Source organism: Roseovarius faecimaris (assembly GCF_009762325.1).
GTDB classification, from domain to species: Bacteria; Pseudomonadota; Alphaproteobacteria; order Rhodobacterales; family Rhodobacteraceae; genus Roseovarius; species Roseovarius faecimaris.
The window spans coordinates 2,064,881-2,090,176 of sequence record NZ_CP034348.1; the positions used below are offsets into that span (position 1 = coordinate 2,064,881).

The following is a 25,296-nucleotide window of genomic DNA, read 5'->3' on the forward strand; positions in this document are numbered from 1 at the left end:
TTACGGATCCTTCCAGAGCGCCCACATCGCCAGCAACGGCGCCTCGCCCGATCGCATCGCGTGCAGGATGCCGGGCCGGTTGTAGAACGTCCCGCCGATCCCGGGCGTGAACCAGCCGCGGCCCTCCTGCCAGAAGCCACCTTCGGTGAACACCAGATAGCTTTCTTCCGGTGGATGGTCATGATCCGGGTAGCGCACCCCGGGCGCCAGCAGGGACACGCCCAGCCACACGCCCGGCACCTCCGCCAGCCCCTGCGGGCCAATCAGCATCGCATTGGCATGACCCTCGGGATAGGCCTCATTGGCCCCCGCCCCACCGCCTGTGCGCCTGTACCAGTGCAGATGCGGCTCCAGCCCGACAAGGGCGTGCGCCAGGCTCCGGACCGGCCCTTCCGGCAATCGTGAGGCATCCGCGCCCTGCGCGAAATACCGGCAGGCGGGCAACCGCTCCGGCACCGCGCCGCGCAAGTGCAGGGGGCCGCGCAGCGCGGCGAATATCCGCGCCACCGAGGCCCGCCCGCGCGGATCGCTCACCTGGGTTGCATAGGCCGCCTCGGCCGCGTCGATCGCCGTGCGCAACCGCCTCTCTGCCGTCATCCCTCACCCTTTCCGTTCAGCCGCCTCCACAGCGGCGTGATCACACCGATCCCGAGCGGGATCAGCGCCAAGCCCAGCACCAGCCCGAAAAGCCCGTCGAGCCCGGCCGTGACCCCCCATGTCACGGCACCAGACCACGCGCCCGCGCCCTCTGCGGCGCCCTCGGCCACATGATGCACCCAACCATAAGGCGCATGCCAGCCGATCTGGTCCAGTGCATGCAGAACGATCGAGCCGCCAACCCACAGCATCGCCGCCGTGCCGACGACCATCAGCAGGGTCATGACCCCCGGCATGGCCTTCACGATCCCGTGCCCCAGCGCCCGGGTCAGGCCCAGCCGTCCGCGCGCCGCCAGATAGAGCCCCACATCATCCGCCTTCACGATCAGCGCCACGGCGCCATAGACCAGAACGGTCATCCCGATGGCCACCATCGCCAGGGTCGCCGCCTCCATCCAGATCGAACTTTCAGGGATCGCGGCCAGCGCGATGGTCATGATCTCGGCCGACAGAATGAAATCGGTCTTGATGGCCCCGGCCACCTTGGCCTCTTCCAGATGCGCGGCATCTCCCGATGCGTGACTGCCATCCGGCCCGCCATGCCCTTTGCCGATCCCCACCGCATGGGCCACCTTCTCGGCCCCTTCATAGCACAGATACATCCCCCCCAGCAGCAGCAAAGGCGGGATCATCCAGGGCGCGAAAGCCGACAGTAACAACCCCGCCGGCAGCAACACAAGCAGCTTGTTCTTGATCGACCCAAGGGCGATGCGCCCCACGATGGGCAACTCCCGCGCGGGCGAAAAACCCTGCACATATTTCGGCGTGACGGCGGCATCGTCGATCGCGGCCCCCGCCGCCTTGGCCCCGGCCTGGGCCGCCTGTCCAGCCACATCATCCACCGAGGCCGCGGCGATCTTGGCAATCCCCGCCACATCGTCCAGCAACGCCATCAATCCGCTCATCCCGCCCTGCCCTTCTCCCGCGAGGCCGCCCATTCGGGCGGAAGAGCACCACAGTTCCGGGGTTTGCGCAAACGGTTATCGCTACCACGCTCCCGCCGGTCATTTTCCGCTTTCGCCACTCGGGGCGGCCCGCTAAGAGGCCCCCAAATCCTCACCTTTCGGGAGACATCCATGACCATCAAAGTCGGTATCAACGGATTTGGCCGCATCGGCCGCTGCACTCTGGCCCATATCGCCGCCTCGGGGCGCGACGATATCGAGGTCATCAAGCTCAACGCCACCGGCCCGCTGGAAACCGCCGCACACCTGATCAAATATGACAGCGTGCATGGCCGCTTCCCCAATGAGATCACGCTGGGCGAGGGCACCATGGATCTGGGCCGTGGCCCGATCAGCATGTTCTCGACCTACGAGATGGACGAGCTTGACTGGTCCGGCTGCGACGTCGTTCTGGAATGCACCGGCAAGTTCAACGATGGCGAGAAGGCGAACAAGCACCTCGAGCGCGGCGCGGGCAAGGTTCTGCTCTCGGCCCCGGGCAAGAACGTGGACCGCACGGTTGTCTTCGGCGTCAACGATGGCGACCTGCAGGCCGGTGAGCGGATGATCTCGAACGGTTCCTGCACCACCAACTGCCTGGCCCCCGTGGCCAAGGTGCTGCACAACGCCTTTGGCATCGAAAGCGGCATCATGACCACGATCCACGCCTATACCGGCGACCAGCCCACGCTCGACCGTCGCCACAAGGACCTCTACCGCGCCCGTGCCGCGGCCATGTCGATGATCCCGACCTCCACCGGCGCGGCCAAGGCCCTGGGCGAGGTGCTGCCCGCCCTCAAGGGCAAGCTTGACGGCTCGGCCATCCGGGTGCCCACGCCGAACGTGTCGGCGGTGGACCTGACCTTCGTGGCAGGCCGCGACGTGACCGAGGACGAGGTGAACGCCGCGGTCGAGGCCGCCGCCAATGGCGAGATGAAAGGTGTTCTGGGCTATGACCCCGAGCCGAAAGTCTCGATCGACTTCAACCACACCGACGAAAGCTCGATCTTCGCGCCTGCGCAAACCAAGGTGATCGGCGGCCGCCTGGTGCGTGTGCTGGCCTGGTACGACAATGAATGGGGCTTCTCCGTGCGCATGGCCGATGTGGCCGTGGCCATGGGCAAGCTGGGCTGAACCGCGTCTTATACGGACTGTTTACGCCCCCGGATCGCGTTGATCCGGGGGCGTTTTTCTTTGCGCTCAACAGAAAGAGCCGACCCCACGGCACCACGCGACAGGGCGTAACCGCCCCACATAAACTTCGGTTATACGCGCCCGGATATCAGACCTGAGTACAGTGGCCGCGCTGTCCTTTCGCAGGCATCTCAGGACGACAGCCCCGAGCGTTCCTCTGGGCGCTCACACAAGAAAGGATCAACCATGACACGGATTATCGCCCTGGCTCTTGCCATCGCCGCAGGCTCGCTTGCCCATGCCACCGAAAGCACCGTCGCACTCGACACGGCAACCTCCGAAAAGATCACCGCCATGCTCACTGCCCAAGGCTATGAGATCCGCAAGATCGAAATCGAGGACGGCATGTACGAGGCCTACGCCCTGAAAGACGGCAACCGCTACGAGATTTACCTGAATGCCGAGCTGGATGTGGTCAAGACCGAGCTGGACGACTGACCATTCCCCCAAAGGACGCAGGCCCGCCCGGGGTCAGGGCGGGCCGATCTCTTCCCAAAGGAGCTTCCATGACCTCCTATCGCATCTGGGATCCGTTCGTGCGCCTGTTTCACTGGACGCTCGTTCTGGGTTTTGTCGGCAATGCCTTGCTGATCGACGACGACAGCAAGGCCCATGAATGGGTCGGCTATTTTGTTCTGGCGCTGGTCGGCGCGCGGCTTGTCTGGGGCCTGATCGGCCCCTACCACGCGCGCTTCGCCTCGTTCTTCCCCAGCGCACGCGCCATCACCGGGCAGTTGTCCGATTTCCGCGCCCGCCAGCCCCGGGCCCATCTCGGCCACACGCCGCTTGGGGCGCTGATGATCTTCAACCTGCTGGCTACCATGCTCGCCATTGGCGCCACCGGCTACATGATGACCACCAACGCGTTCTGGGGCATCGACTGGGTCGAGGAGGTGCATGAGGCCCTCGTCAATTGGGCATGGGTCTCTATCGTGCTGCATGTGGCCGCCGTGATCTGGGAAAGTCGGCGCACCGGCATCAATCTGCCCCGCGCCATGATGACCGGTAGAAAAGATGTGCCGGAGGGCGTAACTCTGGTGGAATGAAACCCACCGCCTCCGACCGCCCGGCCCCATTGATTGCCCTGATTGCGGTGCAAGCTCTTTGCGCCGCTTTCTTCGTCCTGGATGTGCTAAGCGATGTCGGCCCGGATGGGCTTCGGGCATTGGCCAATCTGCATATCGCTATCGAAGCCGCCGCCGCGCTCGGCCTCGTCGCGGCCGTGATCTTCGAGACCCGCTATCTTCTCGCTCTTCTGCGCCGCAAGGCCCATCTGGAGCATCAGGTCTCGATCGCCGCCGGGGCCTTCAATGATGTCCTTCTCGAGCATTTCGAGCGCTGGAAACTGACCCCAGCCGAGCGCGATGTGGCCATCTTCACCATCAAGGGGTTTTCGGTTGCCGAGGTCGCGGACCTGCGGGGATCGGCCGAAGGCACGATCAAATCGCAGCTCAACGCCGTCTATCGCAAGGCCGACGTGTCGGGGCGCGGCGCGCTTCTGGGTCTGCTGGTCGATGACCTGATCGCCGCCCCTCTCGTCACCGCGGCCGATGCGGTCGCGTCCCCGCAACGCAGCTGACGCTTGCGCCGCCGCGTCTCGTCAGGCATACCGCTGTCGTTCTCATCATCCATGCCGAAAGCGCGCCATGACCAATCGCATCGCCCTGATCCTCGGCCTGCTGATCCTCGGCGGCCTGGCGCTCGATGCGTATTTCCTCAACTGGGCCAACACGCTCTTTCTGGCGCGCAAACTCGCTGACCTGATCGAGTATCTCGCCTTCTGGCGTTGACGCCCCGCCACCGCCCGCCTTTACTGCCCTCACCACCGCAGGGAGGCCCGCATGACCACCAGACTTGCCATCAACGGTTTTGGCCGCATCGGCCGCAACGTGTTGCGCGCCCTGATGGAGAGCACACGCACGGACCTCTCCATCGTGGCCATCAACGACCTCGCGCCGCCCGAGATGGCCGCCCATCTGTTCGAGTTTGACACCAATCATGGCCGCTACCGGGGCCCTGTCACCCTGGGCGACGGCACGCTGGATGTGGGCGCAGGGCCGATCCGGCTGACCGCCATCCGCGACCCGCAGAAGCTGCCCTGGACGGATGTGGATATCGTGCTTGAATGCACCGGCGTCTTCCGCCACCGCGACAAGGCGGCGCTGCATCTGGCCAACGGTGCCGCGCGCGTGCTCGTCTCTGCCCCCTCCAAAGGCGCTGATCGCACCGTGGTCTATGGGGTCAACCACATGGACCTCGCGGCAAGTGACACCATCGTGTCCAACGCCTCCTGTACCACCAATTGCCTCGCCCCGGTCGCCTCGGTGCTGCACGACAGCATCGGCATCACCCGCGGCTTCATGACCACGGTGCACAGCTACACCGCCTCGCAGCCAACGCTCGATACCGCGCGCAAGACCTTCGCCCGCTCCCGTGCCGCGGCCGAGAACATCGTGCCCACCACCACCGGCGCCGCCGCTGCCGTGGGCCTCGTGCTGCCCGAACTCGATGGCCGGCTCGACGGCATGGCGGTGCGCGTGCCCTCGCCCAATGTCTCGATGATCGACCTCAGCTTCGAAGCCGCGCGCGCCACCAGCCCGGACGAGATCAACGCCGCCCTGCGCGCCGCCGCCGCCGGGCCGCTCAACGGCGTGCTCGACACCACCGACCGCGAGCTTGTCAGTTCCGATTTCCGGCATGACCCGCATTCGGCAATCGTCGCCACCGATCAGACCCGTGTGCTGGACGGTCAGCTTTGCCGCGTGCTGGCCTGGTATGACAATGAATGGGGTTTTTCCATGCGCATGCTCGACACGGCCGCGGCCATGGCAAACGCCTAACCCAGCCGCTCTTTCAGCGCCGTGTTCACCGCGGGTGTCACGAATTTCGACACATCGCCTCCCAGCCGTGCGATCTCTTTCACCAGCTTGCTGGCAATCGCCTGATGATTCGCATCCGCCATCAGGAACACGGTCTCGATCGACGCATCCAGCGCCCGGTTCATCCCGACCATCTGAAATTCATACTCGAAATCCGCCACCGCCCTCAGCCCGCGCAGGATGATCTCGGCCCCCACATCGCGGGCGCAGTCGATCAGCAGGTTCTCAAACGGATGCACCACGATCTCGGTCCCGGTCAGCGCCGACAGCTTCGCGCCTTCGGCCTCGATCATGGCCACCCGCTCTTCCAGAGAAAACATCGGCCCCTTGTCACGGTTGATCGCCACACCGATCACCAGCCGGTCCACCAGCGTCGAGGCCCGGCGGATAATGTCGATATGCCCCAGCGTGATCGGGTCAAACGTACCGGGATAAAGGCCAATGCGCATGGGAGAGCTCCCTCAATTCAAATCGCTCACAAGCAACAGCACCCCCGCCCGGAATGCAAGGGCCAACACCCCGTTTTCATCGTTCCACAAATACTCCCGCCGGAGGCGCCCTCATGCAACACACGCGCACCGCTTCGGTCAGAGGCGTCGCCTCTCCATTGGCCCCGAGGACGCCGCCAAAGGCGAAGGACGAGATACCCTGCGCGCCGCAAGGCGCTCAACAAAACAGCGGTTCGGCCAGGACAGAGGCGGGCTCAGTAGCCCATGATCATGCCTTCCAGCGCGCTTTTCTCCATCGACAACTCCTGCAGCCGCGCCTTGACCACATCGCCGATGGTCACGATCCCGACGAGCTTGCCATCCTCCACCACCGGCATGTGGCGAAACCGCCCGTCGGTCATCCGGCTCAGCACCGCATCCGACGTGTCCTGCCGGGTGCAACAAACCGGGTTACGGGTCATCATCTCATCCACCGTCTCGGTCAGGCACCCTGCCCCGCGCACGGCCAGTGACCGCACGATGTCGCGTTCCGACAGGATCCCCTCGGCCTTCTCGCCATCGCTCGACACAACCAGGCCGCCGATCCGCCGCTCGGCCAGGATCTGCGCCGCATCGGACACTTTTGTCCCGGGTTTGATGGTGATCACACCGTCGCCGCCCTTGGATTGCAGGATCTGTTGCACCAGCATGGCTTTTCCTCCGCTTTTGAGAGTCTTAGCGTCGGACAGAAGCCCGCGCCTGTCAAGTCAGCGCCTCAAGCCGCGCCACCTCGGCCCGCAACCCCTCGACCAGCGCGGCGGCGAACCGGTTCTGCCGCTCCAGCCGCCGGTCATCGGCATGGCGCACAAGATAGAAGCTGCGCGTCAGGCTGACCTGATCCGTGAGGATTTTCCGAACCCCGCGCGTGGCCGGCAAGGCGAAATCATGCACCACGCCCACACCGCTGCCCTGCCGGACCCAGTTGATCTGAACCGAGACCGAATTCGACGCAAGGTCCACATGCTCCAGCCCCGCCTCCGACAGATAATCGAGTTCCTTGTCAAAGATCATATCCTGGATATAGCCGATCACGCGGTGCGCTCGCAGGTCCTCCAGCGTCTTGATCGGCGCATGGCGGCGCAGATATGCGCGCGAGGCCGCCAGATGCAGCTTGTAGTCACAGACCTTCTGCACCGTAAGGCGCCCCGCATTGGGGCGACTCACCGCGATCACCATATCCGCCTCGCGCCGTGTCAGGTTCACCACCCGGGGCAGCGCCAGTATCTGGATTTCCAGGTCCGGGTTGTCGCGCGAGATGCGCGCGCAAACCTGCGGCAACAGGAAATTGGCCGACCCATCCGGCGCGCCGATCCGGATCTGCCCGGTCAGCCCGCCCGATTGCCCGCCCATTTCATCCGCCGCCGCGATCATCGCCTGTTCGACCCGCTCGGCATGGCCGATCAGGCGCTGGCCCGCATCGGTCAGCGCATATCCATTGGGCGATTTGGCAAAGAGCGGCGTGCCGAAACTGTCCTCCAGCCGCCCGATCCTGCGGCCCACGGTGGCCGGGTCCACCTTCAGCATACGCCCCGCCCCGCTGAGGCTTTCGGCCCGCGCCACCGCCAGAAACACCTTCAGATCATCCCACTGCGCATCCATCTCTTCCGCTTCACCCACCTTTGCAAAATTGCATGACCTTTTTGGGATATTGCCTCTGTTCCAATGAATTTTGCAAGACTACCCTGCCCGCAACCAGGCTATGGAGGATTCGCCTATGGAAATGCATCACTTTATCGACGGCGCGTATGTCAAAGGCACATCGGGCCGCTTTTCGGATGTCTACAACCCCGCCACGGGCGAGGTTCAGGGCAAGCTGCCCATGGCCTCCGTCTCCGAGATGGACGACGCCATTGCCCGCGCGGCCGCGGCGCAACCCGCATGGGGCGCCATGAACCCGCAGCGCCGGGCGCGTGTGATGATGGCCATGGTCGGCCTGATGAACCGCGACATGGACAAGCTCGCCGAGGCGCTCAGCCGCGAGCACGGCAAGACCCTGCCCGACGCCAAAGGCGATCTGCAGCGCGGCCTGGAAGTGATCGAATACTGCATCGGCGCGCCGCAAATGCTGAAAGGCGAATACACCGATGATGCCGGCCCCGGGATCGACATGTATTCCATGCGCCAGCCGCTTGGCGTGGTGGCCGCGATCATGCCCTTCAACTTCCCCGCGATGATGCCGCTCTGGCATGTCGGCCCGGCGCTGGCCTGCGGCAATGCCGTGGTGCTGAAGCCGTCCGAGCGCGACCCCTCCGTGCCGATGATGCTGGCCGAGCTTTTCGTCGAGGCCGGTCTGCCCAAGGGCTGTTTCCAGGTCGTCAATGGCGACAAGGAGGCAGTGGACACCCTGCTGGACAGCGACATCATCCAGGGCGTCAGCTTTGTCGGATCCACCCCCATTGCGCAATATATCTACAGCCGCGCCACCGCGAACGGCAAACGTGCACAGTGCTTTGGCGGGGCCAAGAACCACCTGATCGTGATGCCCGACGCCGATATGGATCAGGCCGCCGACGCGCTGGTCGGCGCAGGATTCGGCGCAGCCGGTGAACGCTGCATGGCCGTCTCCGTCGCCGTGCCCGTGGGCGAGGAAACCGCCGACCGTCTGGTCGACGCACTCAAACCCCGCATCGAAAAGCTGCGCGTCGCCCCCTATACCGATGGCGATGACGTGGATTTCGGCCCCGTCGTGACCGCCGAGGCCAAGAACCGCATCCTCGGGCTCATCCAGTCCGGCGTCGATCAGGGCGCGGAGCTGGTGGTGGACAACCGCGACTTCTCGCTGCAGGGCTATGAGAACGGCTTTTTCGTCGGGCCGCATCTGTTTGACCGCGTGACGCCTGACATGGACATCTACAAGACCGAGATTTTCGGCCCCGTGTTGTCGGTCGTGCGCGCAGGCTCCTACGAAGAGGCGATCGGCCTCGCCATGGACCACGAATACGGCAATGGCACGGCGATCTATACCCGCGACGGCGACACCGCCCGTGACTTCGCCCACCGGATCAATATCGGCATGGTCGGCATCAACGTGCCGATCCCGGTGCCGCTGGCCTATCACACGTTCGGCGGCTGGAAGAAATCGATGTTCGGTGACCTCAACCAGCACGGTCCCGACAGCTTCAAATTCTACTCTCGCACCAAGACGGTGACCTCGCGCTGGCCCTCTGGGATCAAGGAAGGTGGCGAGTTCAACTTCAAGGCGATGGACTGACGCCCCCAATTTCTGACACAGAAATTGGCCAAGAAAATGTGCATTTTCTTGGACGTCACACCAGAAAATCAGGGCCGCGCACCACAGCGCGGCCCTTTTTGCGTTCCGCGCTCCCCGGCGTTCGCAAAAAAGAAAAAGATTTTCCTTTTGATCGCGGCACTTTCCTGTTTTCATCCAGGAACACAAAAAAATACATCTGGGGGGATGGGGAAATGACGGGACTGGCTTTCCGGTTTTTTGCAACCGCAATCGTGCTTCTGACGGCAGGTATGCTCTGGGGGATCCAGATGGGGATCACACAGGATCACACGCTTTCGCCCGCACATGCCCATCTTAATCTGGCCGGCGGCGTCCTGATGGCGCTCTTTGGCATCTTTTATCACCTTGTACCGGCGGCGGCCGCCTCGGTGCTTGGGAAGGTGCATTATCTGGTCGCACTGGTGGGGGCGATCCTCTTTGCAATCGGAATCGCGATACACCATTCAGGCGGAACGGAACTCTTTGCGATCCTCGGGTCTTTGGTGACGCTCGGCTCCATGCTGATCTTCCTCGCCACGATGCTCCGAACCCGGACATAGCGGCGGCGGCGACACCGGCAGAGACGAGTTTTTCCTTGGAACCAGGCCCGATCCGGGTTTTTCTGGTAAGGAAACAAGATTTTGGAGGGCGTGCTCATGGCCCAGACCGACACCGATTTCACCATCGGCATCGAGGAGGAATACCTTCTCGTTGACCGCGACAGCTTGGCGCTGGCCGAGGCCCCCGAAGGCCTGATGGAAGCCTGCGCCGCCGAATTGCAGGATCAGGTCGCGCCCGAGTTCCTGAAATGCCAGATCGAGATCGGCACCAAGGTCTGTCGCAATGTGGCCGAGGCGCGCGAGGATCTCAAACGCCTGCGGGCCTGTGTATCGAAACATGCGGCCACCCATAACCTCGCCCCGATCGCCGCCTCCTGTCATCCCTTCTCGGACTGGCGCGATCAGGCGCATACCGACAAGGACCGCTATAACGACCTCTCGCACGACCTGGCCGGCGTGGTGCAGCGGATGCTGATTTGCGGGATGCATGTGCATGTGGGCATTGCCAATTTCGACCGCCGCGTCGATCTGATGAACCAGCTCACCTATTTCCTGCCGCATCTTCTGGCGCTCAGCACCTCCTCGCCCTTCTGGCAGGGGCGCGACACCGGCCTCGCCTCCTATCGGCTGACCGTGTTTGACAACCTGCCGCGCACCGGCCTGCCGCCGCGCATGGACAGTTTCAGCGAGTTCGAACGCTCTGTCTCCATCCTGACCGATCTCGGGGTGATCGAGGACAGCTCGAAAATCTGGTGGGATCTGCGGCCCTCCTCCAAGTTTCCCACGATTGAGAGCCGCATCTGCGACGTGCAGCCCCGGCTCGAACATACGCTGACGCTGGCCGCGCTCACCCAGGCGCTTACCCGCATGCTCTGGCGGCTGGCGCAGAAAAACCAGCGCTGGCGCATCTATGACGCCTTCCTTGTGGCCGAGAACCGCTGGCGCGCGCAGCGCTACGGCACCTCCAGGGGGCTGATCGATTTCGGCCGTGGTGAGATCGTGCCCTTTGGCGAGCTTCTGGAAGAGCTGTTCGACCTGATCCAGGAAGATGCCCTGTTTTTCGAATCCACCACCGAGATCGAAACCGCCCGCGAGATGGTGGCCAGCCAGGGCAGCGCCGGACGGCAACGCACCGTCTATATCGACGCGCTGGAATCCGAGGATGACCGCGACGGCGCCCTGCGCGCCGTGGTCCGCCACCTGATCGAGGAATATCACGCCGATCTCTGATCTGCTTGCAAAACTCCTGCAAGAATTGGTAATTAAACGGGTGTTCAATTCGCACGATCTGAGAGGGCCCCATGGATTTCGCGCTGAGTGAGGAACAAACCGCCATATTCGACATGGCGCATGCCTTCGGGCAGGAGAAGATCGCCCCCTTTGCCCGTCAATGGGAGAAGGACGGCACCATCCCGAAAGAGCTCTGGCCCGAGATCGCCGAACTGGGCTTTGGCGGGCTCTACGTGTCCGAAGAGTCAGGCGGCTCCGGCCTTTCCCGGCTGGACGCCACACTTGTCTTCGAGGCGCTCTCGATGGCCTGCCCCTCCGTAGCCGCGTTCCTGTCGATCCACAACATGTGCGCCAAGATGCTCGACATGTATGCCAGTGACGACATGAAGGCGCGCCTGCTGCCCGATGTGCTGTCGATGCAAACCTTCCTCTCCTATTGCCTGACCGAGCCCGGCTCCGGCTCGGACGCCGCCGCCCTGAAAACCCGCGCCGAGCGGACCAATGAAGGCTATAGCCTGAACGGCTCCAAGGCCTTCATTTCCGGTGGCGGCTATTCCGATGCCTATCTGGTCATGGTGCGCACCGGCGAGGATGGGCCGAAAGGCATCTCGACCGTCTATGTCGAGGACGGCACCGAAGGGCTCAGCTTTGGCGGGCTCGAGGACAAGATGGGCTGGCGCAGCCAACCGACCCGGCAAGTCAACTTCGACAATTGCAACATTTCCGCCGATAATCTGATCGGTGAAGAGGGGAAAGGTTTCACATATGCGATGTCTGGCCTGGATGGCGGGCGGCTGAACATTTCCGCCTGTTCGCTCGGGGCGGCCCAGGCGGGCCTCGATCAGACCCGCGCTTATATGGCCGAGCGCAAGGCGTTCGGGCGCTCCATCGATCAGTTCCAGGCGCTGCAATTCCGCCTCGCCGATATGGAGATCGAGCTGCAGGCGGCGCGTACCTTCTTGCGCCAGGCGGCCTGGAAACTCGACACGCAGGCGCCGGACGCCACCAAGTTCTGCGCCATGGCCAAACGCTTCGTCACCGAGACCGGATCGAAGGTCGTCAACCAGTGCCTGCAACTGCATGGCGGCTATGGCTACCTCGCGGATTACGGGATCGAGAAACTGGTGCGCGATCTTCGCGTGCACGAGATCCTGGAAGGCACGAACGAGATCATGCGCCTGATCGTGGCGCGTCAATTGTTGTCTGAGTCATGAGCGATATTTCGATCCGCATCACCGGCCAGGCCGGCCGCATCACCCTGACCCGCCCCAAGGCGCTGAACGCGATGAGCTATGACATGGCCATGGCGATCGAGGGCGCTCTGGACGCATGGGCGACGGACGATGCCGTGAAGCTCGTGATCATCGACGCCGAGGGCGACAAGGCGTTCTGTGCCGGCGGCGACATTCAACAGCTTTATGACACCGGCCGCGCCGGGGATTTTGCCTATGGTCAGCGCTTCTGGCGCGATGAATACCGGCTGAACGCCAAGATCGCCGAATATCCCAAACCCTATATCGCCTTCATGCAGGGCTTCACGATGGGCGGCGGTGTGGGTATTTCCTGCCACGGCTCGCACCGCATCGTCTGCGAAAGCTCGCAGATTGCCATGCCCGAATGCGGCATTGGCCTTGTGCCGGATGTGGGCGGCTCGCTGCTTTTGGCGCGTGCGCCGGGTCGGCTTGGGGAATATCTGGCCACCACCACCGCGCGCATGGGGCCGCAAGACGCAATATTCTGCGGATTTGCAGATACTTACATCCCACAGCTCAAGTGGCCAGAAGTCATTGCGACGCTGGAGGAAACCGGCGACCCCTCGGCCATTTCCGCAGCCAGCGAGGCTCCGCCGCAAGGCGAGATGAGCGCCCTCGCCCCGCAGATCGACGCTCTTTTCGCAGGCGAGACCCTGCTCGACATTCGCAACGCCCTCTCTGCCGATCCGGGCGATTTCGCCGCCGACGCGCTCAAGAAACTCGGCCGCAACTCGCCGCTTTCAATGGCCTGCGCCGTTGAGATGATCCACCGTTTGCGCGGTCCCGCCGCCGATATCCGGCGCGCGCTGGAGCTGGAATACCGCTTCACCTTCCGCGCGATGGAACATGGCGATTTCCTCGAAGGGATCCGCGCCGCGGTCATCGACAAAGACCGCAGCCCCAACTGGCAGCACAGCCTTGACGCCCCGCCGTCGCTGGCCGCCACCAAAATGCTGATGCCACTGGGAAAAGACAGCTTAACCTTTGAAACAGAAGGACAAAACACATGAAAATCGGATTTATCGGATTGGGCAACATGGGCGGGCCGATGGCCGCCAACCTGGCCAAGGCAGGCCATGAGGTCACCGGGTTCGACACGGCGGGCGTCACCATCGACGGCGTGACCGTCGCCGCCTCTGCCGAGGACGCCGCGCGCGACCGCGATGTGGTCATCACCATGCTGCCCAACGGCGCCATCCTGCGCGCCGTCGCTGATCAGGTGATCCCGGTCATGCAGCCCGGTGCGGTGCTGCTCGACTGCTCCACCGTCGATGTGGAAAGCGCGCGCGCCGTCGCGGCCCAGGCCAACGCCGCCGGCCTCTCCGCGCTTGACGCGCCGGTGTCGGGCGGTGTCGGCGGGGCCACGGCCGGTACGCTGACCTTTATGGTGGGCGGCGATGAGGCGGGCTTTAACGTCGCCTCGGAACTCTTTGACATCATGGGGCAAAAATCCGTTCACTGCGGGCCTTCCGGCAATGGACAGGCCGCCAAGATCTGCAACAACATGATCCTTGGCGCGACCATGATCGTCACCTGCGAAGCTTTCGCTCTGGCCGACAAGCTCGGGCTCGACCGGCAAGCCATGTTCGACGTGGTCTCCACCTCCTCCGGCTATAGCTGGTCGATGAACGCCTATTGCCCCGCCCCCGGCGTCGGGCCGCAATCGCCCGCCGATAACGGCTACAAACCGGGTTTCGCGGCCGAGCTCATGCTCAAGGATCTGCGCCTGGCACAACAGGCCGCCGAGGCCGCCGATGCGGATACACCCATCGGGGCCGCCGCGACGGCGCTTTACGCGCAGTTCGTCGAAGACGAGGACGGTCAGGGTATGGATTTTTCCGCCATGCTCCCCCGCTTCGAAGGGCGCGGCCACAAAAGCTGACACCTTTTGCGCTTTGCCCGGTGCGGCAAGCCCGCTATCCTGCCCAAAACGACCGAGCAGGCCATGGCCCAGACGCAAAACAACACGCCCCCGCATTTCGTTGGGCAGATCACCGATTTGCTCAACGGCAACCCGACCGCGCAGGAGCTGAACGCAGCCCTGCGCATACTGGCCAAATGGCGCACTCAACTTATTGAAAACACAATTGTTTCCAAGGATGGGGCGCGCGTGCAATCAGGTCCGTTTCAGGGCATGACCTATGCCAGCCGCGCCAGTGAGGGCGCCCGGGCGCCCAGGCTGCTGGGCTGCTATGAAGCGTCGCTCGCCCCGGTCATCGAAGAGATCATTGCCCAGGCCTACCCGGTCGTTGTCGATATCGGCTCGGCAGAGGGCTATTACGCCGTGGGGCTTGCCCGGCGGATGCCCGACAGCCTGATCCACGCCAGAGACCAGAACCCGGCGGCGCAGGCGCTCTGCGCAGAGCTGGCCGCGCTCAACGGGGTCGCGGAGCGGGTGCGGATCGGCGGCGAGATCACATATGACGACCTCGCTCTGTGCACCGAACAGGACACGGTGATCATCTGCGATATCGAAGGCGCCGAACGGGCGCTGCTCGATCCGGAAAAGGCACCGGGCTTGCGGGCGGCGGATGTCCTTGTGGAATGCCATGAGCGCCTTTCGCCGGGCGTCACCGCAGAGATCGAGGCGCGCTTTACCCCCACCCACCGGATCACGCGGATCGACCGGGAAATGAGCAGCGCCGCCCTGCCCGCCTGGATGGAAGAATGGAGCGACCTCGACCGCGCTCTCGCGCTCTGGGAATGGCGCGGCGGGCCAACACCCTGGCTCTGGATGACGCGACATGACTGATCCTGGGCGCAACGCGGCAATCTGGTATGCAGATGACGGCTATGACCCTGTAAATAAAGGTTTAAACGGTCGGCGCGTCGCAGGCGCATCTTTCCTCGCCGGGTTCTTTCGGCATGCGGATGTGGCCGAGTTCGTATCGCTCACCCAAGGCCGCAAGGGCCAGGCCCGGTTTGCCGAACGGCTTGCGGCCTCGGGCCGCGATCTGCCCCACCGGGCCGCCTATGTCAGCGCGCCGCTGCGCATGGCGCCGGTGCACACGCTCTATTATCCGTCGCCCAATTATGCCGAGCAGTGCTGGTTGCGACAGCGCTTCGGCAAGCAGACCTATGCGATCAGCGGGATCACCCATACCACCGCCACGCGGGCGGTGATGCAGGGCATGTTCGACCTTCGCGCCGCACCGCAAGCCCCTTGGGACGCGGTGATCTGCACATCCCGCAGTGTTCACGCGGCGACCCTGCGCAATCTGGATCTGGCCGATGCACAGCTCAGGGCCCGTTTCGGCGCCCTGCCCCCGCGCCCGCTCATGCCCGTTATCCCGCTCGGGATCGATTGCAACGCCTATGCCCATGATCCGGCGGCCCGAGACGCCTTGCGCAGCCGTATGGGCTGGGGCCCCGATGACATCGTCATCGCCACCCTGTCGCGCCTGCTGCCCTATGGCAAATTCGACCCCGGGCCGCTCTTTCTGGCCCTGCAGGCCGCCCGGCAGGAGCTGCCCGGGCGCAGGCTGCACATGCTCGCCTGCGGGATCTATGCCGATACGCATTCAAAAAACACGTTCGAGGCCTGCGCCCGCGCGCTCATGCCCGATGTCAGCTACACCCATCTCGACGGGGCCGATGCCACGGCCCGGCGCGAAACCCTTTCTGGTGCGGATATCTTCACCTTTCCCATTGATAACATTCAAGAAACCTTTGGCCTTGCCCCGATCGAGGCGATGGCGGCCGGTCTGCCGGTGGTCACCTCCGACTGGGACGGCATGCGCGACACGGTGAGCGAGGATGTCGGCATTCGCGTGCCGACCCTGTCCGCCCCGGCGCGCCACACCCTCCCCGAGGCCTGGCGCTATCACTGCCAGCAACAATCCTATGCGCAGTATTCCTCGAATGTCTCCGCCCTTACGGCGATCGACCTGCCCGCGCTCACCCGGGCCTTTGTCGCGCTGGCCAGCAACCCCGACAAACGCCGCAGCATGGGCGAGGCCGGAAAACGCCGGGCGCGCACGCTCTATGACTGGGCCGCCATCATCCCGCAAATGCAGGATCTCTGGGCCGAGCAGAACGCCATGCGCGAGGCCGCGGACGACGACAAGACCCCCCGGGCCGTCCCCATGGCCCCCGCGCCGATGGATCTCTTTTCTGCCTACCCCACCGCGCAACTGACCCCGGGCCGGGGCCGCATCCACCCGCAAGACAGCTCTGTCACCCTGCGCGAGATCTACGCCGCCCGCCGCTACGGCAAGCTCGGGCAGGTATTCGAGAAGGAGGAGACGCTGCAAATGGTCCATGACGCGCTTGTTGCAGGCGGCGCGGCAGGCAGCAGCGCCGCCACACTCGCCAAACAGCTCGGCCTCAACCCCGTCACCGTTGAACGCGCCTGCCTCTGGCTGATCAAATACGGGCTTGCCCGCTACGAGGCCCCGTCATGAGCTGGTTGCAGGAAGCCACCGGGCTGCCGCCCTTCGCGTCCGAGATCGAGACCTTGCTCGAAGGAATATCGCCGATGGAGGTGCCCGAAGGCACCATCCTCTTTCGCCCGGGCGAAACGGTGAAGGGCTTCGTGATCCTTCTCGAAGGCCAGGTCGATGTCTATCTGACCGGGCAAAGCGGGCGCGAAATCCTCCTCTATTCGGTCTCACCGGGCCAGTCCTGTATTCAAAGCACACTCGGCCTGCTGGGCGGCGAGGAATATTCCGGCGAGGCCATTGCCCGCAGCGCCTGCCGGCTGGTTCTTGTCCCCAACGCGCTTTTTCTCACCTTGATGGACCGCTCCACCGCATTCCGGGGCTTTGTCTTTTCCGCCTTTGCCAGGCGGATGCAGAGCATGATGCATCTGCTCGATCAGGTCGCCTTTCAACGTGTCGAAGCGCGGCTTGCCCGCTGCCTGCTGGACCGTGCCGAGAACGGCGTTCTGCGTGCCACCCATGCCGATATCGCGGTGATGATCGGCTCCGCGCGAGAGGTCGTCTCGCGTCGGCTGGACGCGCTCGCCAGACGCGGGATCGTCACACTGGACCGCGGGCAGGTCTCGCTTCGCGATCCCAGGTCGCTCGAGGATATGGCGCGCGACGCCAAATAATGCGCGCAATGTGACCAAGTCACAGACCGCCCGGCCACCCCACGCAATACTGGTGTCATCAGTCACTCACTCGATTCGGAGATACACCATGTTCAAGAAAAACGTCGGATCCGTCGACCGCGCGCTGCGCATCATCGTCGGCATCGCCCTGCTGCTGGGCTTCTTCCTCAATGCAGACGCCAGCTATCGCTGGCTTTACCTGATCGGCATCGTGCCGCTGGTCACAGGACTGATGTCAAGCTGCCCGGCCTATTCCATTTTCGGGCTGTCGACCTGCCCGCTGAAAAAGGACTGAGGCGGCATTCCGCGCATCCGCCCCGGCCCGCCTTGGCAGGCCGGGGACAATTGCCCATCTTTGAGCCGTAAAGTTTGAAAGGGCATATGATGCGTATACTCATCCTTCTGGCGTCCGCCGCCTTGCTGGTGTCCGATCCGGGCCTGGCCCTGGCCAAGCAGAAGACCTGCCCGCCGGGGCTCGCGAAAAAGCAGAACGGGTGCCTGCCGCCGGGACAGGCCAAGAAAATCTATGGCACCGGTGATTACATCGACAGCGATTATCAACAGATCCGCTTGCCGGGTCGGCACGGGCTCGACCCTGACGAGACCTATTACCGCGTTGGCGATTACGTCTATCGCGTCGACCGCGACACTCGCAAAGTGCTGGACCTGATCGGGGCCGTGTCCCAGATCCTGAACTGAGCCTATTCGGCGGCCACCTTTCGCGCGCCCAGCATATCCTTAAGGTAGCGCCCGGTATGACTGCGCTCGGAGCGGGCCACCTCTTCGGGGGTGCCCGTCGCCACGATCTCGCCCCCGCCATCGCCCCCCTCCGGGCCGATATCGATGATATGGTCGGCCGTCTTGATCACGTCGAGGTTATGCTCGATCACCACAACGGTATTGCCGCTCTCGACCAATTCATGCAGCACTTCCAACAACTTGCGCACATCTTCGAAATGCAGCCCCGTGGTGGGCTCATCCAGAATATAGAGCGTGCGGCCGGTGGAGCGTTTGCTGAGCTCCTTTGACAGCTTCACCCGCTGCGCCTCCCCGCCCGAGAGCGTGGTCGCCTGCTGGCCCACCTTGATATAGCCAAGCCCCACCCGGGCCAGCGCATCCATCTTCTCGCGGATGCTCGGCACCGCCTTGAAGAACTCCTGCGCATCCTCGACGGTCATATCCAGCACATCGGCAATGCTCTTGCCCTTGAACTTGATCTCCAGGGTCTCACGGTTATAGCGCGCGCCCTGACAGGTCTCGCAGGTGACATAGACATCGGGCAGGAAATGCATCTCGATCTTGATGACGCCATCCCCCTGGCACGCCTCGCAGCGCCCGCCCTTGACGTTGAAGCTGAACCGCCCGGGCTTGTATCCCCGTGCCTTGGCCTCCGGCAGCCCGGCAAACCAGTCGCGGATCGGCGTGAAGGCGCCGGTATAGGTGGCCGGGTTGGATCGCGGCGTGCGCCCGATGGGCCGCTGGTCGATATCGATCACCTTGTCGAGATGCTCCAGCCCCTTGATCGTCTCACAGGGCGCCGGGGTCTGGCGCGCGCCGTTCAGCCGCATCGAGGCGGTTTTGAACAGCGTCTCGATGGTCAGGGTCGACTTGCCGCCCCCCGACACGCCCGACACACAGACAAACTTGCCCAGCGGGAAATCGGCATTCACCGCTTTAAGATTGTTCCCTGTCGCCTTGATAACACTCAAGGTTTTTCCATTTCCCTCACGGCGCACCGCAGGCACGGAAATCTCGCGCACCCCCGACAGGTACTGCCCGGTGATGGAGTTCTTGTCCTTGGCGATCTTGGCAGGCACGCCGTGGCTCACCACCTCGCCGCCATGCACGCCGGCACCGGGGCCGATGTCGAACACGTAATCGGCGGTGCGGATGGCCTCCTCGTCATGTTCCACGACGATGACCGTATTGCCCTGGTCGCGCAGGTTCTTCAGCGTGCCCAGCAGGCGGTCATTGTCTCGCTGATGCAGGCCGATACTGGGCTCGTCGAGCACGTAAAGCACACCCGTCAGGCCGCTGCCGATCTGACTGGCCAGCCTGATCCGCTGGCTCTCCCCGCCGCTCAGCGTTCCGGCATTACGGCTGAGCGTCAGATAATCGAGGCCCACATTGTTCAGAAACCCCAGCCGCTCGCGGATTTCCTTCAGGATGGCGCGGGCAATCTCGTTTTTCTGCGCGCTCAGGTGGTCCGGCACGGTCTGACACCAGTCAAACGCCTCGCGGATGCTCATCTGCACCACTTCGCCTACGTGCAGCCCGGCAATTTTCACCGCCAGAGCCTCTTCGCGCAGGCGGAAGCCGCCACATGAACCGCAGCTTCTATTATTCTGATATCGTTCGAATTCTTCACGAATCCAGTTGCTATCGGTTTCGCGATAGCGGCGCTCCATATTGGGGATCACCCCTTCGAACACGCGGGACACCTGATAGACCCGCCCGCCCTCATCATAGCGGAACGCGATTTCCTCGTCGCCCGAGCCATAGAGGAACACCTGCTGCACATGCGCGGGCAGATCCTTCCACCGCGCATTGGCGTCAAACTCATAGTGTTTCGCAATCGCTTCAATCGTCTGCAGAAAATAGGGCGACTTGCCCTTGCGCCAGGGGGCCAGAGCCCCGTCGCTGATCTTCAGCTGCGCATCGGGCACGACGAGACGTTCGTCGAAAAACAGCTCCACCCCCAGCCCGTCACAATCCGGGCAGGCCCCGAACGGCGCGTTGAAGGAAAACAGCCGCGGTTCAATCTCGGGGATGGTGAAGCCGCTCACCGGACAGGCGAATTTCTCCGAGAAAACAGTGCGTTCCGGCCCGCCCTCTTTCGGCGCGGTCTCCAGCATGGCGATCCCGTCGGCCAGATCGAGCGCGGTGCGGAAACTGTCGGCCAGCCGCGTCTCCAGCCCCTCCTTGATCACCAGCCGGTCCACCACCACGTCGATGTCATGGCGGAACTTCTTGTCCAGCTCGGGCGGCTCGTCAAGCTCGTAGAACTGCCCGTCCACCTTCACCCGTTGAAAGCCGGACTTGCGCAACTCTATGAATTCCTTGCGGTATTCCCCTTTCCTGTCGCGCACGATCGGGGCCAGAAGATAGGCGCGCGTGCCCTCTTCCATCTCCATCACCCGGTCGACCATATCCTGCACCTGCTGCGCCTCGATGGGCTTGCCGGTGGCGGGGGAATAAGGCGTGCCGACGCGGGCAAACAAGAGCCGCATGTAGTCATAAATTTCGGTCACCGTGCCGACGGTGGACCGGGGGTTTTTCGAAGTCGTCTTCTGCTCGATGGAAATCGCCGGGCTCAGACCGCTGATATGATCCACATCGGGCTTTTCCATCATATCGAGGAACTGCCGCGCATAAGCGCTGAGCGATTCCACATAGCGGCGCTGACCCTCGGCATAGATCGTATCAAACGCCAAAGATGACTTGCCCGAGCCGGAAAGCCCCGTGATCACAACCAGTTGGTCGCGCGGAATATCCACGTCGATATTCTTCAGATTATGCTCGCGCGCCCCGCGCACTTCGATATTCTTCAGCTCGGCCATAAATCACCCCACCACAATGGGCTATATCTAGGCGAGTCGTCGCAGGCTTCCAAGGGAAATCTGCGAACATACAGTGAACAAGAACCAATGCTGACAGCTTCTGTCAGTCAAAACTCTTCTGCGCCAGCGCCCAGGCACAAATCGGGAAGTCCGGGTCGTTCTCCAGATCGTCATGATCCGGATCGAAGGCCGGCGGCCATGGCATCTCGAAATTTCTCAGCGCCGCCGCGCGGTTGCCCCATTGCTCGGCGCGAATGGCCTCTTCGGCAAAGCCCGCCTCAATCAGCAGGTTCTTCAGCCCCCGCGCCGACCAGCGCGAACAATCCACCGGTGCCGCGTGATAGGGGATGAAAAACGGCACCGCGATCCAGAAATACCCGCCCGGCCGCAGCATCTCCAGCACGTTACAGGTGGCCGCATAGGGCCGGTCCAGATGCTCCCACACCTGGTTGGCCAGAATGAGATCATATTGCAGCACCTCACCCCGCGCCGTCAGAAACGGCCCCTCACAGATATCGTGCTTCGGGTATCGAAAGATCTTGTAACTCTTGAAGCTGTAGCGCCGCCCATGCTTGCCCGAGATTTCCGCCGCGTCCATGTGCGACAGAGGCAAGTCCTCCAGCCAGCTTCGCGACGTCTTTTGCATGACAACCCTGTTGATGCTCGGCATGGGGCCCTCCTCGACCCCAGAATGCACCAAGGGGGCCGCATCGCACAGCCCCCTCTTTCATTGTTCCAAAAATACTCACAAAAGAAAATTCGTACGAATTTTCTTTGGCCCGGCGTCAGATGTGGATCACACGGTCATAGGCGTCGAGCACGCTCTCATGCATCATCTCGCTCAGCGTGGGATGCGGGAAGACCGTGTTCATCAGATCTTCCTCAGTTGTCTCCAACTGACGGCCCACCACATAGCCCTGGATCAGCTCGGTCACTTCCGCGCCCACCATATGCGCCCCCAGAAGCTCTCCGGTCTTGGCGTCAAACACGGTCTTGATCATGCCTTCGGCCTCGCCCAGGGCAATCGCCTTGCCGTTGCCGATGAAGGGGAAGCGCCCGACTTTCACGTCATAGCCCGCCTCTTTCGCCTTGGCCTCGGTCAGGCCCACAGAGGCCACCTGCGGATGACAATAGGTGCAGCCCGCGATGCTCTCGGGCTTGACCGGGTGCGGATGACCGCCCGCAATCAGCTCGGCCACCATCACGCCTTCATGGCTGGCCTTGTGCGCAAGCCAGGGCGCACCGGCGATATCCCCGATGGCATAAAGCCCGTCCACGCCTGTGCGGCAGAACGCATCGGTCACCACATGGGTGCGGTCCACCTTGACGCCCAGCTCTTCCAGCCCCAGCCCCTCGACATTGCCGACAATGCCCACGGCCGAAATCACCGTGTCAAACTCGTGCTTTTCGACCTTGCCGCCCGCCTCGATATGCGCGGTCACCTTGCCCTTGGCGCGGTCCAGTTGCTTGACCATGGATTTCTCCATGATTTTCATGCCTTGCTTGACAAAGCTCTTCTTGGCGAAAGCTGAAATCTCGGCGTCTTCCACCGGCAGAACCCGGTCCATCACCTCGACCACGGTCGTGTCGGCGCCCAGCGTGTTGTAGAAGCTGGCAAACTCGATCCCGATGGCGCCCGAGCCGATCACCAGAAGCTTTTTCGGCATCCGCGACGGCACCAGCGCGTGTTTGTAAGTCCAGACCAGATCGCCATCGGCCTCCAGCCCCGGCAGCTCCCGCGCCCGTGCGCCCGTGGCCAGCACGATATGTTTCGCGCTCAGCTCTTCGGTGCCCTTCTCGGTCTTCACGCTGACTTTGCCCTTGGCGGGCAGCGTCGCCTCGCCCATGAACACCGTCACCTTGTTCTTCTTCATCAGGTGGCCGACGCCCGAGTTGAGCTGTTTGCTGACCGCGCGCGAGCGTTTGACCACCGCGTCGAGGTCATAGCCCACCTTCTCCGCGCTCAGGCCGAACTCCTTGGCGCGGTGCATCAGTTGAAACACCTCCGCCGAGCGCAGCATCGCCTTGGTCGGAATACAGCCCCAGTTGAGGCAGATACCGCCCATATGCTCCCGCTCCACAATGGCGACGTTCAGCCCCAGTTGCGCGCCGCGAATGGCGGCCACATAGCCCCCCGGCCCGGCACCGATTACGATCATGTCAAAGGAATTGGCAGCCATCTGGCCCTCCATCTGGAAATTTAGTTTGGTATTAAACTATTTTCCGAAAGCCCACAACGCAGAGCCGCCGCCCCGCGCTGAAATGGCGCGGAGACCAGCAATATCCCAAGAGATTTAAGCCCTTATGCAGCGGCCTTGGCCTGCAGACTGCGCAATGTATGGCCATAACCGCCCTTGGCGACATAGTCGCGCTCCAGATCGGTCGACGGGCGGTCCAGCGCCTCGTTGCGGTAGGGGAAGCGGCCGAACTGGCGGATCACGTCGCGATGAGCCTGGGCATGGATCAGCTGCTCGGGCCCGCCTTCCGGCATCCGTTCGCACATCAGGCGAATGCACCGCTCCTGGTCACACAGGTTTTCCGAATGCATCAGCGGCAGATAGAAGAACTGCCGCGCGGGCTCGTCCAGGCGCAGATCCCATTTGCGGTTGATGGCCACCTTGGCAGCGGCCAGCGCATGTTTGTCGGTCGAAAACGCCTCGCCGGAGCCCCGGAACATGTTGCGCGGAAACTGGTCCAGCAGGATGATATAAGCCAGCGTGCCCGAAGGATAGGTCAGCCAGAGCGCATTCGCCCCGTCCTTCGCATTCTGCCAGGCCTCACCAAACCTGTCCCGGATCGTCTGATCCAGCGCGTCGGTCGGATTATACCACCCGTCTTCCCCGACCTCGTCCAACCAAAAACTCAATACCTCTTCCGGCGCGACCATGGACAAACTCCTCTGCATTCCATGAGCGTTACAAAATGTTAACTGCAGAATCCGAGATGGGAACAGTAACGAATTCCTACAATCCGACATATTAACCCTGAGACGTTTCCTGTTGCTCCTGGGCCACTTCGATAGCGTATTCCACGATCAGCGGAGAGCTTGTCGCGCCCATGGGCGAATAGCTCTCGGTATCCTCCACCGACGGGGCCGCGCGCTGCGTCATCCGGTAGGCCGCATAGGCTGCCATGGCAAAGCCCAGCACACCGATGATCAGGAAGAACCCCCAGGCCCCCACAAGGCCCATCAAGCCCCCGGTGATCACCGGCCCGGCAACCGCCCCCAGCCCGTTGATAAAGACCATCCCGCCCGCGGCGGCGGCCATGTCGTCATGCTCCAGAAAGTCGTTCGTATAGGCGATGAGCAGCGAATAGAGCGGGTTCGACGTCCCGCCGATCAGGACGGCGGCCACGAGCAGCATGATATAGCTGCCTCCCAGCAGCCCGCCCAGCACACCTCCCAGCCCCAGCACGACCGAGATGATCAGGATCAGCTTGCGCCGGTCCATCCGGTCCGAAATCCAGCCGATCGGGAACTGCATCACCAATGCGGCCACATAGAACATCGACACGAAAAGCGAGATCTGCGCCACGCTCAGCCCCGCCTCGGCACCATAGACCGGCGCCATGCCGAACTGGGCCGCGAACACACCGCCCAGAAGGAACATACCCACACAGCCCAGCGGCGAAATCTTCATGATTTCCATAAGGCTAAGGGGTTTCGTGGTGGAAAAGGCCGGGGTTGGCCCGACCGAAAGAAGGATCGGCGCAAAGGCCAGGCTGACCAGGATCGACGGGATGATAAACAGGATATACCCGCCCGGATCGGCCACCAGCATCAGCGCCTGCGCGCTGACGATGCCGACCATCTGCATGATCATGTAAAGCGACAGCGCCTTGCCCCGGTTCTCGTTATTGGCCGCCTCATTGAGCCAGCTTTCGGCGGTCACGTAGACGCCCGAAAAACAGAACCCGATCAGAATACGCGCAGCCCCCCAGGCGAACGGGTCGGTAAACAGCGGATAGGTGATCATCACCGCCGAAATGAGTGATCCGAGGGCGGCAAAGACCCGCACATGCCCGACCCGGCGGATCATGTCCGGCGCGCGCCGCGATCCGAACAGAAAGCCGACGAAATAGCCCGACATCACCAGCGACATTTCCAGGGTGGAAAATCCCTCGATCTCGCCGCGCACACCCAACAGCGTGGACTGCATGCCATTGCCCATCTGCAACAGCATCATGCCCAGAAGCAGGGCCCAGGCGCTTCGTATCACATGCAGCATCTTCGCTCTCCACTGTCACG

Annotated in this window: 27 protein-coding genes; 17 read left to right on the forward strand and 10 right to left on the reverse strand. The window is 63.1% G+C overall.

What is annotated here, in order from left to right:
• Both EI983_RS10625 and EI983_RS10630 read right to left on the reverse strand, forming a co-directional pair.
• Complete coding sequence (locus tag EI983_RS10625) at positions 1-597, reverse strand: dimethylsulfonioproprionate lyase family protein (RefSeq protein WP_157707373.1); 597 nt, start codon at positions 595-597, stop codon at positions 1-3.
• Positions 594-1,562: a DUF808 domain-containing protein gene (locus EI983_RS10630; protein WP_157707374.1), complete on the reverse strand. Its 969-nt coding sequence runs from the start codon at positions 1,560-1,562 to the stop codon at positions 594-596. Before EI983_RS10630 ends, EI983_RS10625 begins: the two co-directional genes overlap by 4 nt.
• Positions 1,563-1,733: 171 nt before the next feature.
• Between EI983_RS10630 and gap (EI983_RS10635) the strand changes: the two genes are divergently transcribed.
• The 6 genes from gap (EI983_RS10635) to gap (EI983_RS10655) all read left to right on the forward strand — a co-directional run bounded on the left by gap (EI983_RS10635) (position 1,734) and on the right by gap (EI983_RS10655) (position 5,635).
• On the forward strand, positions 1,734-2,735 hold the full coding sequence (gene gap, locus EI983_RS10635) for a type I glyceraldehyde-3-phosphate dehydrogenase (protein ID WP_157707375.1): 1,002 nt from the start codon (positions 1,734-1,736) through the stop codon (positions 2,733-2,735).
• Between the two features lie 246 nt (positions 2,736-2,981).
• A complete protein-coding gene (locus tag EI983_RS10640; RefSeq protein WP_157707376.1) occupies positions 2,982-3,233 on the forward strand; it encodes a PepSY domain-containing protein in 252 nt (83 codons plus the stop codon).
• A 68-nt stretch (positions 3,234-3,301) separates the two neighbouring features.
• Positions 3,302-3,841: a cytochrome b/b6 domain-containing protein gene (locus EI983_RS10645; protein ID WP_157707377.1), complete on the forward strand. Its 540-nt coding sequence runs from the start codon at positions 3,302-3,304 to the stop codon at positions 3,839-3,841.
• Positions 3,838-4,374, forward strand: a complete 537-nt coding sequence (locus EI983_RS10650; RefSeq protein WP_157707378.1) for a helix-turn-helix transcriptional regulator — start codon at positions 3,838-3,840, stop codon at positions 4,372-4,374. The genes EI983_RS10645 and EI983_RS10650 overlap by 4 nt, the downstream gene beginning before the upstream one ends.
• A 67-nt stretch (positions 4,375-4,441) precedes the next feature.
• The gene (locus tag EI983_RS19245; protein ID WP_198389278.1) at positions 4,442-4,585 is read left to right on the forward strand and encodes a hypothetical protein; all 144 of its coding nucleotides are present in this window, start codon (positions 4,442-4,444) and stop codon (positions 4,583-4,585) included.
• Positions 4,586-4,636: 51 nt separating this feature from the next.
• Positions 4,637-5,635, forward strand: coding sequence for a type I glyceraldehyde-3-phosphate dehydrogenase (gene gap / locus EI983_RS10655; protein ID WP_157707379.1), 999 nt, complete (start codon positions 4,637-4,639; stop codon positions 5,633-5,635).
• Here gap (EI983_RS10655) and coaD read toward each other — a convergent pair.
• From coaD to EI983_RS10670, 3 genes are all read right to left on the reverse strand, one after another.
• Complete coding sequence (coaD, locus tag EI983_RS10660; RefSeq protein WP_157707380.1) at positions 5,632-6,123, reverse strand: pantetheine-phosphate adenylyltransferase; 492 nt, start codon at positions 6,121-6,123, stop codon at positions 5,632-5,634. The genes gap (EI983_RS10655) and coaD overlap by 4 nt on opposite strands.
• 254 nt (positions 6,124-6,377) lie before the next feature.
• Positions 6,378-6,812 carry a CBS domain-containing protein gene (locus EI983_RS10665; RefSeq protein ID WP_157707381.1) on the reverse strand — a complete coding sequence of 145 codons (435 nt, stop codon included), beginning with the start codon at positions 6,810-6,812 and terminating at the stop codon, positions 6,378-6,380.
• Positions 6,813-6,864: 52 nt separating this feature from the next.
• Positions 6,865-7,761, reverse strand: a complete 897-nt coding sequence (locus EI983_RS10670; protein WP_157709059.1) for a LysR family transcriptional regulator — start codon at positions 7,759-7,761, stop codon at positions 6,865-6,867.
• 115 nt (positions 7,762-7,876) lie between these two features.
• On the opposite strand from EI983_RS10670, the gene EI983_RS10675 reads away from it, so the two are divergent.
• The 11 genes from EI983_RS10675 to EI983_RS10725 all read left to right on the forward strand — a co-directional run bounded on the left by EI983_RS10675 (position 7,877) and on the right by EI983_RS10725 (position 18,186).
• On the forward strand, positions 7,877-9,373 hold the full coding sequence (locus EI983_RS10675) for a CoA-acylating methylmalonate-semialdehyde dehydrogenase (protein WP_157709060.1): 1,497 nt from the start codon (positions 7,877-7,879) through the stop codon (positions 9,371-9,373).
• A gap of 212 nt (positions 9,374-9,585) precedes the next feature.
• Positions 9,586-9,951, forward strand: coding sequence for a hypothetical protein (locus EI983_RS10680; protein WP_157709061.1), 366 nt, complete (start codon positions 9,586-9,588; stop codon positions 9,949-9,951).
• A gap of 96 nt (positions 9,952-10,047) precedes the next feature.
• Positions 10,048-11,181: a carboxylate-amine ligase gene (locus EI983_RS10685; protein WP_157707382.1), complete on the forward strand. Its 1,134-nt coding sequence runs from the start codon at positions 10,048-10,050 to the stop codon at positions 11,179-11,181.
• Between the two features lie 71 nt (positions 11,182-11,252).
• Positions 11,253-12,395, forward strand: coding sequence for an acyl-CoA dehydrogenase family protein (locus EI983_RS10690; protein WP_157707383.1), 1,143 nt, complete (start codon positions 11,253-11,255; stop codon positions 12,393-12,395).
• A complete protein-coding gene (locus tag EI983_RS10695; protein WP_157707384.1) occupies positions 12,392-13,444 on the forward strand; it encodes an enoyl-CoA hydratase/isomerase family protein in 1,053 nt (350 codons plus the stop codon). Before EI983_RS10690 ends, EI983_RS10695 begins: the two co-directional genes overlap by 4 nt.
• Positions 13,441-14,316 (forward strand): 3-hydroxyisobutyrate dehydrogenase, encoded by an 876-nt coding sequence (gene mmsB / locus EI983_RS10700; protein WP_157707385.1) that lies wholly within the window; start codon positions 13,441-13,443, stop codon positions 14,314-14,316. The genes EI983_RS10695 and mmsB overlap by 4 nt, the downstream gene beginning before the upstream one ends.
• 63 nt (positions 14,317-14,379) lie before the next feature.
• Positions 14,380-15,186 carry a class I SAM-dependent methyltransferase gene (locus EI983_RS10705; protein WP_157707386.1) on the forward strand — a complete coding sequence of 269 codons (807 nt, stop codon included), beginning with the start codon at positions 14,380-14,382 and terminating at the stop codon, positions 15,184-15,186.
• On the forward strand, positions 15,179-16,837 hold the full coding sequence (locus EI983_RS10710; RefSeq protein WP_157707387.1) for a glycosyltransferase family 4 protein: 1,659 nt from the start codon (positions 15,179-15,181) through the stop codon (positions 16,835-16,837). Before EI983_RS10705 ends, EI983_RS10710 begins: the two co-directional genes overlap by 8 nt.
• Positions 16,834-17,487 (forward strand): Crp/Fnr family transcriptional regulator, encoded by a 654-nt coding sequence (locus EI983_RS10715; RefSeq protein WP_157707388.1) that lies wholly within the window; start codon positions 16,834-16,836, stop codon positions 17,485-17,487. The genes EI983_RS10710 and EI983_RS10715 overlap by 4 nt, the downstream gene beginning before the upstream one ends.
• A gap of 88 nt (positions 17,488-17,575) precedes the next feature.
• On the forward strand, positions 17,576-17,782 hold the full coding sequence (locus EI983_RS10720) for a YgaP family membrane protein (protein WP_157707389.1): 207 nt from the start codon (positions 17,576-17,578) through the stop codon (positions 17,780-17,782).
• 89 nt (positions 17,783-17,871) lie between these two features.
• Positions 17,872-18,186: an excinuclease ABC subunit A gene (locus EI983_RS10725; protein ID WP_157709062.1), complete on the forward strand. Its 315-nt coding sequence runs from the start codon at positions 17,872-17,874 to the stop codon at positions 18,184-18,186.
• Between the two features lie 2 nt (positions 18,187-18,188).
• On the opposite strand, the gene uvrA is transcribed toward EI983_RS10725, so the two are convergent.
• The 5 genes from uvrA to EI983_RS10750 form a co-directional block, all read right to left on the reverse strand.
• Positions 18,189-21,047, reverse strand: a complete 2,859-nt coding sequence (gene uvrA / locus EI983_RS10730; RefSeq protein ID WP_157707390.1) for an excinuclease ABC subunit UvrA — start codon at positions 21,045-21,047, stop codon at positions 18,189-18,191.
• Between the two features lie 103 nt (positions 21,048-21,150).
• A complete protein-coding gene (locus tag EI983_RS10735; RefSeq protein WP_157707391.1) occupies positions 21,151-21,717 on the reverse strand; it encodes a methyltransferase domain-containing protein in 567 nt (188 codons plus the stop codon).
• Positions 21,718-21,832: 115 nt separating this feature from the next.
• Positions 21,833-23,227 carry a dihydrolipoyl dehydrogenase gene (lpdA, locus tag EI983_RS10740; RefSeq protein WP_157707392.1) on the reverse strand — a complete coding sequence of 465 codons (1,395 nt, stop codon included), beginning with the start codon at positions 23,225-23,227 and terminating at the stop codon, positions 21,833-21,835.
• Positions 23,228-23,349: 122 nt separating this feature from the next.
• Positions 23,350-23,934, reverse strand: a complete 585-nt coding sequence (locus tag EI983_RS10745; protein ID WP_157707393.1) for a DUF924 family protein — start codon at positions 23,932-23,934, stop codon at positions 23,350-23,352.
• A gap of 91 nt (positions 23,935-24,025) precedes the next feature.
• Positions 24,026-25,276 (reverse strand): MFS transporter, encoded by a 1,251-nt coding sequence (locus tag EI983_RS10750; RefSeq protein ID WP_157707394.1) that lies wholly within the window; start codon positions 25,274-25,276, stop codon positions 24,026-24,028.
• Positions 25,277-25,296 lie beyond the last annotated feature (20 nt).

Bases quoted from the DNA above. Each gene is read 5' to 3' on its own strand.
- EI983_RS10665 (WP_157707381.1), bottom strand. From the start codon at position 6,812: ATGCTGGTGCAACAGATCCTGCAATCCAAGGGCGGCGACGGTGTGATC.
- EI983_RS10680 (WP_157709061.1), top strand. From the start codon at position 9,586: ATGACGGGACTGGCTTTCCGGTTTTTTGCAACCGCAATCGTGCTTCTG.
- EI983_RS10720 (WP_157707389.1), top strand. From the start codon at position 17,576: ATGTTCAAGAAAAACGTCGGATCCGTCGACCGCGCGCTGCGCATCATC.
- EI983_RS10625 (WP_157707373.1), bottom strand. From the start codon at position 597: ATGACGGCAGAGAGGCGGTTGCGCACGGCGATCGACGCGGCCGAGGCG.
- EI983_RS10640 (WP_157707376.1), top strand. From the start codon at position 2,982: ATGACACGGATTATCGCCCTGGCTCTTGCCATCGCCGCAGGCTCGCTT.
- EI983_RS10690 (WP_157707383.1), top strand. From the start codon at position 11,253: ATGGATTTCGCGCTGAGTGAGGAACAAACCGCCATATTCGACATGGCG.
- coaD (WP_157707380.1), bottom strand. From the start codon at position 6,123: ATGCGCATTGGCCTTTATCCCGGTACGTTTGACCCGATCACGCTGGGG.
- EI983_RS10705 (WP_157707386.1), top strand. From the start codon at position 14,380: ATGGCCCAGACGCAAAACAACACGCCCCCGCATTTCGTTGGGCAGATC.
- EI983_RS10710 (WP_157707387.1), top strand. From the start codon at position 15,179: ATGACTGATCCTGGGCGCAACGCGGCAATCTGGTATGCAGATGACGGC.
- EI983_RS10650 (WP_157707378.1), top strand. From the start codon at position 3,838: ATGAAACCCACCGCCTCCGACCGCCCGGCCCCATTGATTGCCCTGATT.
- EI983_RS10725 (WP_157709062.1), top strand. From the start codon at position 17,872: ATGCGTATACTCATCCTTCTGGCGTCCGCCGCCTTGCTGGTGTCCGAT.
- EI983_RS10750 (WP_157707394.1), bottom strand. From the start codon at position 25,276: ATGCTGCATGTGATACGAAGCGCCTGGGCCCTGCTTCTGGGCATGATG.
- gap (WP_157707375.1), top strand. From the start codon at position 1,734: ATGACCATCAAAGTCGGTATCAACGGATTTGGCCGCATCGGCCGCTGC.
- EI983_RS10670 (WP_157709059.1), bottom strand. From the start codon at position 7,761: ATGGATGCGCAGTGGGATGATCTGAAGGTGTTTCTGGCGGTGGCGCGG.
- EI983_RS10735 (WP_157707391.1), bottom strand. From the start codon at position 21,717: ATGCCGAGCATCAACAGGGTTGTCATGCAAAAGACGTCGCGAAGCTGG.
- EI983_RS10745 (WP_157707393.1), bottom strand. From the start codon at position 23,934: ATGGTCGCGCCGGAAGAGGTATTGAGTTTTTGGTTGGACGAGGTCGGG.
- EI983_RS10695 (WP_157707384.1), top strand. From the start codon at position 12,392: ATGAGCGATATTTCGATCCGCATCACCGGCCAGGCCGGCCGCATCACC.
- EI983_RS10685 (WP_157707382.1), top strand. From the start codon at position 10,048: ATGGCCCAGACCGACACCGATTTCACCATCGGCATCGAGGAGGAATAC.
- mmsB (WP_157707385.1), top strand. From the start codon at position 13,441: ATGAAAATCGGATTTATCGGATTGGGCAACATGGGCGGGCCGATGGCC.
- EI983_RS10715 (WP_157707388.1), top strand. From the start codon at position 16,834: ATGAGCTGGTTGCAGGAAGCCACCGGGCTGCCGCCCTTCGCGTCCGAG.
- EI983_RS10675 (WP_157709060.1), top strand. From the start codon at position 7,877: ATGGAAATGCATCACTTTATCGACGGCGCGTATGTCAAAGGCACATCG.
- EI983_RS19245 (WP_198389278.1), top strand. From the start codon at position 4,442: ATGACCAATCGCATCGCCCTGATCCTCGGCCTGCTGATCCTCGGCGGC.
- gap (WP_157707379.1), top strand. From the start codon at position 4,637: ATGACCACCAGACTTGCCATCAACGGTTTTGGCCGCATCGGCCGCAAC.
- uvrA (WP_157707390.1), bottom strand. From the start codon at position 21,047: ATGGCCGAGCTGAAGAATATCGAAGTGCGCGGGGCGCGCGAGCATAAT.
- lpdA (WP_157707392.1), bottom strand. From the start codon at position 23,227: ATGGCTGCCAATTCCTTTGACATGATCGTAATCGGTGCCGGGCCGGGG.
- EI983_RS10645 (WP_157707377.1), top strand. From the start codon at position 3,302: ATGACCTCCTATCGCATCTGGGATCCGTTCGTGCGCCTGTTTCACTGG.
- EI983_RS10630 (WP_157707374.1), bottom strand. From the start codon at position 1,562: ATGAGCGGATTGATGGCGTTGCTGGACGATGTGGCGGGGATTGCCAAG.